We start from the raw sequence: 12,920 nt of genomic DNA, 5'->3' as shown, positions 1-12,920 counted from the left end.
CAGGCCTCAGCCTGTGGTTTTTTTGTGTCCCGAGCACTAGAAAGCGCTTACTCCAACATGGTCTGGTACTTGGCCGGCAGCTTGGCGTAGGCCTCGCGGGCCACTGCGCGCAGGGGTTCCCATTCAGCCCTGTCATCGTCCAGCGTACCCAGAAACACGCCGGCGTAAGTGGGGAACGATGCCAGCGTCGTCCGCAAGGTCTGCTCCGCCTGAACCTGCCTCCCCGCCAAGATTTCCAACTGCGCGCGCTTCAGCATCACTTCCGGATAAGGACGGAACGCGGTCAGCCGGTTCTCCAGCGTCAGCTTGCGCTCAAGTTGCTCCGGCCCTACTTTCAAGTAGTCGTCCACGGTGTAAAGCGCATGGTAGGCGAACAGCGGCTTGGTGTCCGCGATCTCGATCAGACGCTCCATCCGCGTTGCATCGCGCTTGGCGTCATTGGTCGGCGTATACAAGCCCACCAGCTCCCAGAACATCGACAGACTGCTGATCGACAGCCAACCCACCCAGACCAGCGCCGCGAACAGCGGCAGACGCAGCGGCCAAGCCAATTGCCTATCGCCGCGCGGCGCCATTGCGGCGAAGATCACCAGCATTGCCAGGAAGTAGTAATACCACAGCGGATACTCCAACATGCTGTGCGTCAGCGTCACCGCCAGGCAGCCCAAAGCCAACACCCCTTCCAGAGTGGCGCGTCGGCCAAAGAACGGCCACAGCGCCCAGGCAAAACCGCCGACGATCAATAAGGTGGCCACGCCGCCCATCTCGGCCAGCAATTGCAGCACCAGGTTATGGGAATTGGTGAACAAGCCGCTGTTGAAGCCGGATGCGGCGAATTGCGGCAGAGGCTGCAAACGCACGCTCTCCGCGGCAAACTGCGACCAACCCACCCCCGTCAGCGGATGCGACTGGAAGCTCAACCATGCTTTGTGCATTTCGGCGAAACGCCGCGAACCCATATCGTCGCCATTGGCCGCCAGACGGGCCAGGCCGGAAGTATTCTGCAAGTTTTCATGCGTCAGCCAGGAAATCAGCTGATTGAACCAAGGCAGGGCGAACTGCATCGCCAATACTACCAGGCAAGACAACCACATCGCCCACAGCATCCGGCGCGACTCCGCGCTGCCGATGCGCCAATGCCACAGCGCGGCCAGACCGGACAAAGCCACCAAGTACAATAGAATGGTTCGCGAACCTGCCCAGCCCAACATCAAGGCCAGGCCGAGCACCAGTATCGCCAAACCCCAACGCGGCAGCCGGCCGGCCGCGTACAAATACACGCCGGCCACTACCGACCACATCAAATAATGCGCGTATTGATTGCGCTGGCCGATATGGCCAAAAATATTACTGGTAGGATGCGAGCCATCGTAAAACAAGCCCAGCTCCGCGGCGTAACCGGTCAACTGAGCCACGCCTATCGCCGCCTGCACCAAGCCGCCCACAATCAAGGCCCAGGCCAACCAGACCGCGAACGGCCGCTCCCCCATTTCCTCGCGCAAGGACACGGTGACCGCCGCGAGCAAGCCCGCAGCCAGCCAGGCCAAGGCGGTGGCGTAATTCATCCCGGGGAACAAGGCCTCCACCCAGAACGGCTGCCCGGCCCACAGCAGGCCCATGGCCAGACACCACCAGGCGCTGCGCGGCATGTAGCGGAATAACGATCCGCTAGGCAACAAGAAGACCGCCGCCGCCAGCAGCAGCCAGACCACATTGATTTCGCCAAACCACTGCGGCAGCGGCACATAGTGGATGCGCGAGGCGAAAGGCAGGATGGCGATGAGGCATAGGGCCAGCATCGCCAGGAATGTGGAAAATCTTTGAGCGCTCATATTACGGCAGTCGTTTGCTAGATGGAGGACGCAGGATACCGCAAGCAGGCGCTCAAACAAACCGGATCCTGGCGGTCAAAACAAGGGCTTGCGCGTCACGGGCGCGGCCACGGTCATTGTTGCTGCACGCTGAGCCTCCTCACTATGTGCGGGATATTTGGCATATGCCCGTCCAGCAACTTCCGCCATCTCTCGCAGTGGTAGGATCTCAGGCTCAGAGCGCATCCTCAGAGCAACGATAAAACCCGCAACATACTCAGGGTAGCTGGCGATTGCCATTGCAAGCCCTTGCTTCGCTCTATCCGGATCTCCATTTAAAGCACGCAAAATCGCAAGCTTAACCAATATATTAGGATAAGGCCGATAACGCGCCAAACGCTCGAACAGCGCCAACTTTAATGGCAGTTCCTCTTTGGAGGGCTGCAAATAATTCGCCAGCGCCATATCTGCATCCCATGCCCAAAACGGATGCAGGCTGGCTACGTTAAGTGCCTTGACAGCCACCAATCTATCGCCAAGCAAAGGCGCGGGCTTGCTATATTTCACAATCCCCCAGTAAATAGGCATACTAGTAGCCACATAAGTCCAGCACATTACAACAGCGGTCACAATAAGCACTCGCCTTAGCACAGGCCTAACAATTAACTCGAACTTAAAAATAGGAGAAGCTGAAAAAATCACAATCAGCATAATCAAAAATGGAAGATACCATAGTGGGTACTCAAACAAGCTATGAATCAAAATCATAGACAGAATAGAAATCAGCAGTAAATTTTCAGCGCTTTGCTTCCCTCGTTTAAAGTAAGGCACAACACCAAAAACACCCCCCATCAAAACAATCAAAAAACCAATGCCACCTGTTTCCGCCAACAACTGGAAAATCAGATTATGGCTATTTGTAAAAAGCCAGCTTTCTGGCACCTTTGGAAAACCAGAAAAAGCCTCTGCCCAAACAGACTCAGCTGCATACCCCCCCAGACCAACACCAAGCATAGGATGCTCCATAAAAACATCCCATGCTTTAGCCCACTCTACTCTTCTTCTTGCCCCCAACCCGCCTTCTAGAATCCGCTCCACTCCACTATGCGTATTTAGATCAATTCCCAAAAATCTCAATAACGCAATAATTTCCCCACTAAATAACTGAGTCAGAATAATCACAAAAACTGTAAATACAATAGCCACAGCCATTCGACGCACATCACAACTTCTACAATTTGACCGCAGCCATAGCCATGCCAATAAAACCACCCCCAAGCTATACGCCAGAGGCAACCTGGCACCAGTCCAGGATATCAATAATGCCAAAACAACTATGCTCACAGCAAAAACCGTGCAACCCAATCGCTCTATCGCTCGTAAATAACATGCAGAGAGGCAACCCCACATCAAGAATTGCGCATACTGATTCCGCTGCCCAATATTACCCATAATATTGCCAGCCGGATTATTCATATCAAATAAAACTAAACCATGCATTTCCCTGGCCAGGCCCAACAACTGTATCCAGCCCAAGCATGCTTGCAATAGAGAGCTGACTAAAACAAAGCTAGATAGAATATAAAAAAAAGTCGATATGTTTTTTTCAAAATAAAATGGAATACACAATGCCACCAGAAAAATAAGCAGAAAAACAAGCCCTATTTCCAAAGAGTCAAATTTATTTTGAGCCACTCCTAAAACAGCAAAAGCAAGCAGAGAAATTGCAAACGGGCTCAGATACAACTTTACGTCATCGATCAAAGTACAGATCAAACACAGGCTAAGAAAAGTCAATGCTACTGCGCTAGAAACCCAATCTGGTAACGGGTAAAATCTAGCAAAACTAAAAAATGGCAATATAATTGCCAAAAACAAAAAACAGAAAAACCAATGAAATGATTTTTTAAACATAGCTATCCGTCAAAAAAGGCCCCCACAGGAGCCTTCTTGATAAACGCAACTACTTAGCGGCAGTTTGCAGGCAGATACTGAGATGGAATCGGGTTGGAAGTTCCAGCGCTACATGTCCATGCCACCGAGCCACTAGCCAAGGTTCCTGTCAAAGTGAATTGATTAGCTGTACTGGTTACATTTCCACCAACAGCAGAAGCATTAAGCGCCACTGTTAGTACACCATTTGAACTGCTTAATGCATAAGTTACACCCGACACATACTTAGTGCTTGGCGATGTAAATGCAGCAAGTCCAGAAGCATTACTTGGCATAGAGCCATTGGAGATGGCCATTTCAGAAATAGCCGTTTTTGCTGCGGCCGCTGCAGACAGCCCTTCCGTCACTTTAGCCCGAACCGTATAATCTTGGTAAGCAGGAATAGCAATTGCAGCAAGAATACCGATGATGGCTACGACAATCATCAGCTCGATCAGGGTAAAGCCCTGTTGCACACGAATCTTCATAAAATAACTCCTGTAAAAATTACCGACACGATGACGGTAAGTATTGAATATTTTGCCCTTGCCCTGAACACAACCACTGCACTGCATTACCGCTTGCCACACTTGGGGTGAACACTACAGTCAACCCAGGCACTGCACTTGCCTGAAATGTAGCAGTAATGATACTCACCCCATTACTTAGACTAATTCGAACATCACTAACAGTCTTGCCAGACAGAGAGCTTGGCATCCCAGCACTAGCATTATTAGCCGGCCATGTATTATTCGCTAGATAAGACTCACTAACCGTGGTTTTTGCATGATCCAAAAAAGTCAGCCCTTCAGAAACTTTTGAACGAATGACATAGTCCTGATAAGCCGGAATCGCAATCGCCGCCAAAATGCCGATAATGGCGACAACAATCATTAGTTCAATCAAGGTAAAACCAGCCGCCTTCCTCATTGCTCGGCTCCAAGGCTTGTTTTATAGGGAGCGACTTATGCAGAAACCATGCCACCCCCTCTTCCACCACCATCTCACTCAATCCGACAAGCATAAATAGCGCAACAGGTAGAAATGTGACGTTTTTGGTCAGTCCGCGCTCTTTATCCCTGTGATAGCATCGGATGCTTAGTCTGAATACATAGAACAGATATGAGTGATAACCAAGACTGGCTGCAGCGCAGCTTCAACACCGTCTGGCACCCCTGCACCCAGATGAAACGTCATGAGGCTTTGCCCATCGTGCCCATCGCCAGCGCTGACGGCGTCTGGCTGAGCGACTTCGACGGCAAGCGCTATCTGGACGGGGTCAGCTCCTGGTGGGTCAATCTGTTTGGCCATGGTCAGCCTCGGATCAAGCAGGCGATCAAGGATCAGCTGGACAAGCTGGAGCACGTGATGTTGGCGGGCTTTACGCATCAGCCTGTGGTGGAGTTGTCGGAACGTCTGGCCAAGCTCAGCGGCCTGGCCCACGTGTTCTATGGATCCGACGGCGCCAGCGCCACGGAAATTGCGCTCAAGATGAGCTTTCACTATTGGCGCAACCAGAGACAAACGGACAAGACCCGCTTCATCAGCCTGGAAAACAGTTACCACGGAGAAACCGTCGGCGCCCTGGCCGTGACCGACGTTCCCTTGTTTTCCAACACTTACGCCGGCTTGCTGAAGCCGGGCCTGCGCGCGCCGTCTCCGGACGCCCGCCGCACGCTGCCCGGAGAAAGCGCGGCCGATGCCGCGCTCAGAGCGATCCAGGCGCTGGAAAGCCTGCTGGCCAAACACGCGGGGGAAGTGGCCGCCGTCATCGTGGAGCCCTTGGTTCAAGGCGCGGCCGGGATGGCGATGTACGATCCGCTGTATCTGAGCGAGCTGCGCCGGCTGTGCGACCAATATCAGGTGCACTTGATCGCCGATGAAATCGCCGTCGGCTTTGGCCGGACCGGCAGTCTGTTCGCCTACCAGCAAGCCGACATCACGCCGGACTTTCTCTGCCTGTCCAAAGGCATTACCGGCGGCTTCCTGCCGCTCTCCTGCGTGTTGACCAGCGATCCGATTTACCAGGCCTTCTATCACGACGACGTCACCCGGGGTTTCTTGCATTCGCACAGCTATACCGGCAATGCGCTGGCCTGCGCCGCGGCCCTGGCGGTGCTGGATATCTTTGCGGAGGAAGATGTTCTGGCCGTCAACGCCGCCAAGGCCCAGCGCTTCAACACGCTGATGGCTGGCTTGCGGGCACGGCCGGATGTCAGGGATTTCCGTCACCGCGGCATGATCTGGGCCTTCGAGGTCGACACCGCTCGAGCCGATTTCGCCCAGGCCTGCTTTGCCGCGATGCTGCGCCGCGGATGCCTGCTGCGTCCGATCGGCAACACCGTTTACTTCATGCCGCCCTACTCGATCACCGACGAGGAAATGGCTTTCCTGATCGCCGCCGCCGAAGCCATGCTGGAGGAACTGGCGCGCGCATCCAACACCGCCGACGGCCAAAGCATCGCTTTGCCGTGATCCTCCTTGCCATGGCGGGGTGAGTGCCCATAGCATGCGATTTGGCAAGATTTACATTGTGAATCGCCTTGCATGCCGCCGCTCATCCTGCCAGAACAAACTATGGATCCTCTGCTGATAGATACTCAACCGGATAGTGTGGCGGCATGGCTGGAGCGGCTGCCCTTCACCGACCTGCCCGAATGCGGACGCTTATTGAGCCAGTCCCTGCAAAACCTGTCCCGGGTTCCGCTGGACAGCCATTTGCGCCACAAGCTGCTGAAGCTGTATCTAAAAGCGGTGGACCGCTATTACCCGCTGCTGGAAAACGAGATTCGTCAGCACGACAGCCTGGGCACGCCAAAAGTGCGACAGCTGGCCTTGCTCAGCGTCGAGCTGTTTGCAATGATTTTCATCACTTTCAAACAGACGCTGCACGATCGCCTTGCCAAGCGCAGCCTGCTGGATCGCGAACATCCGAAAATCGAGCTGATGGCCTACACCATGATGGCGGCGCGCCAGTTGCTAAGCATCAGCCAGCAATGTTATAGCCCGATCACGCCGGACTTCTGGTATGACTGCCACCAGCTGCATATCTTCGCCAGCAGCCGCGGCTGGCAGGACAAGGGTCTGGCCAACGACGACTCCATCCAGACCATTTATCTGCAAATTCTGCTGATGGGACTGACGCCCAGCAATCGCCTCGCCCCCACCGAACAGGCCTTGTCGCGGCAGTTGATCTTCGACCTGGCCGCCAAGGCCCGGCTGATCCCGGTGGAAGCCTTGACTCAGCCGGTGCACGGCTATCTGGTGGACCAACAGATCGATTCCCCGCCGCGCTTTCTGCCGATTTCCGCAAGCAAATTGGGCCCCGGCTGCTTTCTGCTGGATCTGGAGCCGCTGCGCGACATTCTGGAGAAAAGCCGCGAAGCGCTGCAAAAGGCGCAGAACAATCGCCAACAAGGCCTGATGATAGACGAGTTGCAGCTCTTGTCCCTCTTGGTGGAGGAGTGGCATCAGCCCAAACGCCGCCGCCACCCGCGGCTCAAGACCCAAACCATTATTGAAATCGTCGCCGCGCTGCCGGGCATCTGGTTCCATCGCAACGATCTGAGCTGGCAGTTGCCCGGCATCGCCGCGGAAGAGGACACGCCGCGCCAACGCCCGCCGCCGCCGCCCTGCTTGCTGGCTATTTCCAACCAGAGCGACAACGGCTTGCTGCTGCACGGCCAACCGCGCGATCAATCCTTGCGCGCCGGCGAGTTGCTGCTGGTCACGCCGCCCAATCAGCCGGAAAACGCCAAGCTGGGCATCGCTCGCTGGGTCGCGCTGCGCGCGGACGGGCGGGAGATCGAATGCGGCGTGGAATTCATCGGCGGGCCGCCCCGGCCCGCGCTGGCCGTGCCCAGCATTACCCATCCCGGCGACAGCTTTCAGTTCGTCTTGCTGCTGGCCACGCCTGCCGGCGCGCCCAAACTGCTGTTGATGGCGGGACGCCCGTATAGCCAGTTGCGCGAATTCCGCCTGCACGACGGCGAACGGGAAAGCCTGATCCGGGTGTCGCGTCTGCACGCGCAGACTCCGCTGTTCCAGATCATGGAATACCGCGACAGCGAGCATTTCTGATCCAGATCAAGCTTTTATCGTGCCGCCTGGCCGGCCGGATGCCGCGGTCCGGATCAAAGCCCTTGTAATCAACGGGCTGGCGCCGTCGCTTGGCCGCCGGCGGACGCCCTCGCCGCTGGAGACGGTCCGCCCCCCGCTTTTTCGGGTACACTCCCCCGCATCTATCGTTTTCGACTTATGGAGTTTTGGATGCGCTCGGTTATTCACGCCGCAGACCGGATTGTGGTCAAGGTCGGCTCCAGTCTCGTCACCAATGACGGCAAGGGCCTGGACAGGGCGGCGCTTGATCGCTGGGCCGCGGAGATCGCCGAGCTGAAGCGGCGCGGCAAGCAGGTGGTGCTGGTTTCCAGCGGCGCGATCGCCGAGGGCTGCCAGCGCTTGGGCTGGACCGTGCGCCCCAAGGGCGTGCACGAATTGCAGGCCGCGGCGGCGGTCGGCCAGATGGGCCTGTGCCAGGCCTACGAAACCGCCTTCCGCGGCTTTGGCCTGCAAACCGCGCAAATCCTGCTGACCCACGAGGACCTGGCCGACCGCACCCGTTACCTGAACGCCCGCTCCACGCTGACCAGCCTGTTGAACCTGAACGCGGTGCCCATCATCAACGAGAACGACACCGTCGTCACCGACGAAATCCGCTTCGGCGACAACGACACCCTGGGCGCGCTGGTGACCAATCTGATCGAGGCCGACGCGCTGATCATTCTCACCGATCAGCAAGGCCTGTACAGCGCGGACCCGCGCAAACACCCGGACGCGGAATTCATCCACGAAGCCGTCGCCGGCGAAGCCCGGCTGGAAGAGATGGCCGGCGGCGCCGGTTCCAGCGTGGGCACCGGCGGCATGATCACCAAGATTCTCGCCGCCAAGCGCGCGGCGCGTAGCGGCGCGGCCACCGTGATCGCCTGCGGCCGCGAGCATCAAGTGCTGTCGCGCCTGGCGGACGGCGAAGGCATCGGCACCCAGTTGCTGCCGCCCACCAGCCGCATGGCGGCGCGCAAGCAATGGCTGGCGGATCATCTGAAGCTGTCCGGCCGTCTGGTGCTGGACGCCGGCGCGGCGCTGGCGGTGCGGGAACGCGGCACCAGCCTGCTGCCTATCGGCGTTTGCGCAGTGGAAGGCGACTTCCTGCGCGGCGAGGCGGTGGCCTGCGTCGATCAGGAAGGCAAGGAAGTGGCGCGCGGCCTGGTCAACTACAGCTCCAGCGAAGCGCGCACCATCATGCAAAAACCCACCCGCGAGATCGAGGCCGCGCTCGGCTACATGATCGAACCGGAACTGATCCATCGCGACAATATGGTCGCGCTGTGACGGAGGCGGAGGCGCCGCGGCGCCTTCGCTCCGCTTCCCTTTTTACCCTCCCATTCTTTGAACTTAAGGATTCACGCGTATGAAAAAGCTGGCCCTTTCGGCGCTTCTGGCTCTGACTTGGGGCTCGGCAATGGCCGAGGACGTACTCCATATCTACAACTGGAACAACGCCTTGTCCGCAGACACCGCCAAGCGTTTCGAACAATCGTGCAAATGCAGGCTAGTGCAGGACTATTACGGGGACAACGAGGAAATGCTGGCCAAGCTGGCCGCCGGCGCCAAAGGCTACGACATGGTGTTTCCCACCGCCTTCGCCGTCAGCACGCTGATCAAGCAGGGCAAGACCCAGCCGCTGAACAAGGCGCTGCTGCCCAACTGGAAAAACCTCAATGCCGGCTATCTGAACTTGAACGCGCCGTTCGACGCCGGCAACAAGGTGGCCGCGCCCACCGTGGTGTCGCTGACCTTGCTAGGCTACAACGAAACCCAGTTGCAAAAAGCCGGCGTGCTGCCGCAGGCCAACAGCTGGGCGCTGATCTTCGATCCGGCGGTGCTGACCAAGATCAAGGGCAGGGTCACCGTGCTGGATTCTCAGCGCGAACTGATGTCCGCCGCCCTGCTCTATCTGGGCAAGGACGCCAACTCCGTCCAGCCAGCAGACTGGAAGGCCGCGGCCGACGTGATCCGCAAAGCCAAGCCCTATTGGGCCGCCTTCAACAACCAGAGCTATATCAAAGAGCTGACCGTCGGCAATATCTGGGTGGCACACGGCTATTCCAACGATCTGTTCCAGGCGCAGCAGGACGCGCAGCACGCCAAACGCCCGTTCAAGCTGGCTTACCAGCCGCAGAAAGAAGGCAATATCCTGGCGGTGGATAATATGGTGGTGTTGAAGGACGCCCCGCGTCCGGACCTGGCGCACCGCTTCATCAATTTCATGCTGGACGGCAAGAACGCCGCCGAGATTTCCAACCAGATCGGCGCAACCAATCCGGTCAAGGCGGCCGAGGCCTTCTTCAAACCGCAGATCAAGGCCAATCCGGTGATCATGCTGGAGCCGGCCAAGGGCAAATACGTGGCGCTGAAAGATCTGGACGTGAAATCCCGTCGCGATCTGAACCGCTTGTGGTCGCAAATCAAAATCGGCCGCTGAGCCGCGCCGCGCTTCAAAGAAAAATCCCGGTCATGGACCGGGATTTTTTCATTCGTCGGAGGCCTGCTCGCCTTTGCGCATCTCCACCGCCTTCATGATCACATAGGCCAGCATCGCGCACAGGAAGAACAACAACATCACCCAGGCAATCGAGCGCAGGGTGTCGATGAAGGTATTGAACAGCTCCAGCAACCAGCGTTCGCCGGTCAGCTCCATCACCGTGCTGCCCTTGCCCGCCGCCGGCGGCAGATACTTCTCCAGCGCCCACTGCCGCACGCCGCCGGACACGCCGGTGACCACGATGGCGAAGAAAATGTACTTGCGCCAGGCATCGGTCAAATCCCGTCCCAGGACTCGCGCCAGAATCTTGTTGACCGCCGGATCGAAAAAGCGCGCGGTGAAAATCGAAGTGGCGATCGCCACCGCCAAGGTCAGGCCGAACAAAGCGTAGAACATAATCATCCCCCGCCGCAGCGGAATGCGTGAAAGCAGGCATTGTACGCCCGCGCGGCGGCGGCGGCGATCAAGGGATGGCCATGCTGCTGCGCGCAAGCGACAGCGCCGGCCGGCGCGTCAATCCCGCAACGGCAGCCCAAAGTGCTGATAGGCCAGCGCCGTCGCCATCCGGCCGCGCGGAGTGCGCTGCAGATAGCCTTGCTGAATCAGGAAGGGCTCGATCACGTCTTCTATGGTGTCGGTGGATTCGCCGATGGCGGCCGCGACGTTGTCCAGCCCCACCGGCCCGCCGGAGAACTTCTCCAGAATGGCTTGCAGCAGTTTGCGGTCCATGACGTCCAGGCCGGCCGGGTCCACGTCCAGCATCGCCAGCGCGGCGTCCGCCACCTGGGCGCTGACCACCCCGTCGGCCCGGACCTCGGCGTAATCCCGCACCCGGCGCAGCAACCGGTTGGCGATGCGCGGCGTACCGCGGCTGCGGCGCGCCACTTCGAACGCGCCGTCGTCGGCCAGCTTGACGTTCAACAAGCCGGCGGAACGGCTGACGATGCGGGTCAGTTCCTCCGCGTTGTAGAACTCTAGCCGCGCGACGATGCCGAAACGGTCGCGCAGCGGATTGGTCAGCATGCCGGCGCGGGTGGTGGCCCCCACCAGGGTGAACGGCGGCAGATCGATCTTGACCGAACGCGCCGCCGGCCCCTCGCCTATCATGATGTCGATCTGATAATCCTCCAGCGCCGGATAGAGGATTTCCTCCACCACCGGGCTCAGCCGGTGGATCTCGTCGATGAACAGCACATCGTGCGGTTCCAGATTGGTCAGCAAGGCGGCCAGATCGCCCGCCCGCTCCAGCACCGGCCCCGAGGTCTGGCGCAGATTCACCCCCATTTCGCGGGCGACGATGTGCGCCAGCGTGGTCTTGCCCAGGCCGGGCGGGCCGAACAGCAGCACGTGGTCCAGCGCTTCGCTGCGGCGCTTGGCCGCTTCGATGAAGATTTCCAGCTGTTCGCGCGCCTTCTTCTGGCCGACGTACTCGTCCAGCTGCTTTGGCCGCAAGGCGCGCTCCAGCGCCTCCTCCTGGCTGGACAGGCTTTGCTGGGTGACGATGCGCGGCTCGGGCGCGCCGCCGTACAGGTTGTCGGTTTCAATCATGGTGTCAGCCGCCGGCCAAAAAAACGAATGCCCAATCTTACCACCGCGCTATAATCGCCGCTGGCCCGCCCATCATCGCGGGCCAACGCAACGTCTTCAGGGCGGGGTGCAATTCCCCACCGGCGGTATGATCGCAAGATCGAGCCCGCGAGCGCTTCCGCTTCCCGGCGGAAGGTCAGCAGATCTGGTGACAGGCCAGAGCCGACGGTAATAGTCCGGATGAGAGAAGACGACATGGCCGCCTGCCGCGCTACGCGCGGCCGCGGCGTGTTCGCTGCGCGCTGGTGCGCGCGGGTTGGCTTGCGCCGGCCCTTTTCACGCCCTGGAACCTGTTTCTCAAACGACCCGAGGACCGTTTCCATGAGTATCGCCACACACCCCGACATCTTGTCCCAACGCGTAGAAGCGGCGCTGAACGCCTTGCGCCGCGGTCTGCCGGTCATTGTTCCCGATGATCACGACCGCGAGAACGAGGCCGACCTGATCCTGGCCGCCGACGCGCTGAGCGAGGCCGAAATGGCGCGTCTGATCCGCGATTGCAGCGGCATCGTCTGCCTGTGCCTGACCGCCGAGCACGCCGCCCGGCTGCAATTGCCGCCGATGACGCAACGCAACGGCAGCCGCTACGGCACCGCCTTCACCGTCAGCATAGAAGCCGCCCAGGGCGTGTCCACCGGCGTGTCCGCCGCCGACCGGGTGCGCACCATCCAGGCCGCCGTCCACCGGCAAGCGCAGGCGGACGACGTGGTCAGCCCCGGCCATGTCTTCCCGCTGGTGGCCGCCGCCGGCGGCGTGCTGAGCCGCCGAGGCCATACCGAGGCCGCGGTGGAACTGGCGCGCCTGGCCGGCTTCCAGCCCGCCGGCGTGCTCTGCGAGCTGATGAACCCCGACGGCAGCATGATGCGCGGCGCGCAAATCGCGGACTACGCTCAAACGCACGCGCTGCCCGTTCTGAGCGTGGCCGAACTGGCTGAATGGATTTCCCGCCAGAACTTAGCCGCCGCTCCGCTGTCTGCTTGATCTTTGCC

11 protein-coding genes and 1 riboswitch are annotated in these 12,920 nt (G+C 59.1%); of the genes, 5 read left to right on the top strand and 6 right to left on the bottom strand.

Going from position 1 to position 12,920, the window contains the following annotated elements; genetic code table 11:
• Positions 1-47: 47 nt before the first annotated feature.
• The 4 genes from JC616_RS02480 to JC616_RS02460 all read right to left on the bottom strand — a co-directional run bounded on the left by JC616_RS02480 (position 48) and on the right by JC616_RS02460 (position 4,673).
• The gene (locus JC616_RS02480; RefSeq protein WP_227106570.1) at positions 48-1,832 is read right to left on the bottom strand and encodes a PglL family O-oligosaccharyltransferase; all 1,785 of its coding nucleotides are present in this window, start codon (positions 1,830-1,832) and stop codon (positions 48-50) included.
• A gap of 75 nt (positions 1,833-1,907) precedes the next feature.
• Complete coding sequence (locus tag JC616_RS02475; RefSeq protein WP_227106568.1) at positions 1,908-3,725, bottom strand: PglL family O-oligosaccharyltransferase; 1,818 nt, start codon at positions 3,723-3,725, stop codon at positions 1,908-1,910.
• 53 nt (positions 3,726-3,778) lie between these two features.
• Complete coding sequence (locus tag JC616_RS24490; RefSeq protein WP_256477540.1) at positions 3,779-4,231, bottom strand: pilin; 453 nt, start codon at positions 4,229-4,231, stop codon at positions 3,779-3,781.
• Positions 4,232-4,250: 19 nt separating this feature from the next.
• Positions 4,251-4,673, bottom strand: coding sequence for a pilin (locus tag JC616_RS02460; protein ID WP_319792917.1), 423 nt, complete (start codon positions 4,671-4,673; stop codon positions 4,251-4,253).
• Between the two features lie 192 nt (positions 4,674-4,865).
• Between JC616_RS02460 and JC616_RS02450 the strand changes: the two genes are divergently transcribed.
• The 4 genes from JC616_RS02450 (at position 4,866) to JC616_RS02435 (ending at position 10,284) form a co-directional block, all read left to right on the top strand.
• Positions 4,866-6,218 (top strand): adenosylmethionine--8-amino-7-oxononanoate transaminase, encoded by a 1,353-nt coding sequence (locus JC616_RS02450; protein ID WP_227106566.1) that lies wholly within the window; start codon positions 4,866-4,868, stop codon positions 6,216-6,218.
• 102 nt (positions 6,219-6,320) lie between these two features.
• Positions 6,321-7,823, top strand: coding sequence for a hypothetical protein (locus tag JC616_RS02445; RefSeq protein ID WP_227106564.1), 1,503 nt, complete (start codon positions 6,321-6,323; stop codon positions 7,821-7,823).
• A gap of 189 nt (positions 7,824-8,012) precedes the next feature.
• Positions 8,013-9,131, top strand: coding sequence for a glutamate 5-kinase (gene proB / locus JC616_RS02440; protein ID WP_107797916.1), 1,119 nt, complete (start codon positions 8,013-8,015; stop codon positions 9,129-9,131).
• Between the two features lie 79 nt (positions 9,132-9,210).
• Positions 9,211-10,284, top strand: coding sequence for an ABC transporter substrate-binding protein (locus tag JC616_RS02435; protein ID WP_227106563.1), 1,074 nt, complete (start codon positions 9,211-9,213; stop codon positions 10,282-10,284).
• Positions 10,285-10,332: 48 nt separating this feature from the next.
• On the opposite strand, the gene JC616_RS02430 is transcribed toward JC616_RS02435, so the two are convergent.
• Together JC616_RS02430 and ruvB are read right to left on the bottom strand one after the other, a co-directional pair.
• Positions 10,333-10,740: a hypothetical protein gene (locus JC616_RS02430; protein WP_107797914.1), complete on the bottom strand. Its 408-nt coding sequence runs from the start codon at positions 10,738-10,740 to the stop codon at positions 10,333-10,335.
• A 117-nt stretch (positions 10,741-10,857) separates the two neighbouring features.
• Complete coding sequence (gene ruvB, locus JC616_RS02425) at positions 10,858-11,892, bottom strand: Holliday junction branch migration DNA helicase RuvB (protein WP_107797913.1); 1,035 nt, start codon at positions 11,890-11,892, stop codon at positions 10,858-10,860.
• A gap of 88 nt (positions 11,893-11,980) precedes the next feature.
• Positions 11,981-12,127: riboswitch (FMN riboswitch) on the top strand.
• A 125-nt stretch (positions 12,128-12,252) separates the two neighbouring features.
• Here ruvB and ribB point away from each other — a divergent pair.
• Positions 12,253-12,912: a 3,4-dihydroxy-2-butanone-4-phosphate synthase gene (gene ribB, locus JC616_RS02420; RefSeq protein WP_227106561.1), complete on the top strand. Its 660-nt coding sequence runs from the start codon at positions 12,253-12,255 to the stop codon at positions 12,910-12,912.
• Positions 12,913-12,920 lie beyond the last annotated feature (8 nt).

It is taken from the genome of Chromobacterium rhizoryzae (genome assembly GCF_020544465.1).
Classification (GTDB): Bacteria; Pseudomonadota; Gammaproteobacteria; order Burkholderiales; family Chromobacteriaceae; genus Chromobacterium.
Note: the sequence above shows the minus strand (reverse complement) of the source record. Positions and strands in the feature narration are given on the sequence as shown.

What these genes read in the sequence shown, in the direction of transcription:
- JC616_RS02475 (WP_227106568.1), bottom strand. Translation starts at nt 3,725, where the DNA reads ATGTTTAAAAAATCATTTCATTGGTTTTTCTGTTTTTTGTTTTTGGCA.
- JC616_RS02430 (WP_107797914.1), bottom strand. Translation starts at nt 10,740, where the DNA reads ATGTTCTACGCTTTGTTCGGCCTGACCTTGGCGGTGGCGATCGCCACT.
- JC616_RS02435 (WP_227106563.1), top strand. Translation starts at nt 9,211, where the DNA reads ATGAAAAAGCTGGCCCTTTCGGCGCTTCTGGCTCTGACTTGGGGCTCG.
- JC616_RS24490 (WP_256477540.1), bottom strand. Translation starts at nt 4,231, where the DNA reads ATGAAGATTCGTGTGCAACAGGGCTTTACCCTGATCGAGCTGATGATT.
- JC616_RS02460 (WP_319792917.1), bottom strand. Translation starts at nt 4,673, where the DNA reads ATGAGGAAGGCGGCTGGTTTTACCTTGATTGAACTAATGATTGTTGTC.
- JC616_RS02480 (WP_227106570.1), bottom strand. Translation starts at nt 1,832, where the DNA reads ATGAGCGCTCAAAGATTTTCCACATTCCTGGCGATGCTGGCCCTATGC.
- ribB (WP_227106561.1), top strand. Translation starts at nt 12,253, where the DNA reads ATGAGTATCGCCACACACCCCGACATCTTGTCCCAACGCGTAGAAGCG.
- ruvB (WP_107797913.1), bottom strand. Translation starts at nt 11,892, where the DNA reads ATGATTGAAACCGACAACCTGTACGGCGGCGCGCCCGAGCCGCGCATC.
- proB (WP_107797916.1), top strand. Translation starts at nt 8,013, where the DNA reads ATGCGCTCGGTTATTCACGCCGCAGACCGGATTGTGGTCAAGGTCGGC.
- JC616_RS02445 (WP_227106564.1), top strand. Translation starts at nt 6,321, where the DNA reads ATGGATCCTCTGCTGATAGATACTCAACCGGATAGTGTGGCGGCATGG.
- JC616_RS02450 (WP_227106566.1), top strand. Translation starts at nt 4,866, where the DNA reads ATGAGTGATAACCAAGACTGGCTGCAGCGCAGCTTCAACACCGTCTGG.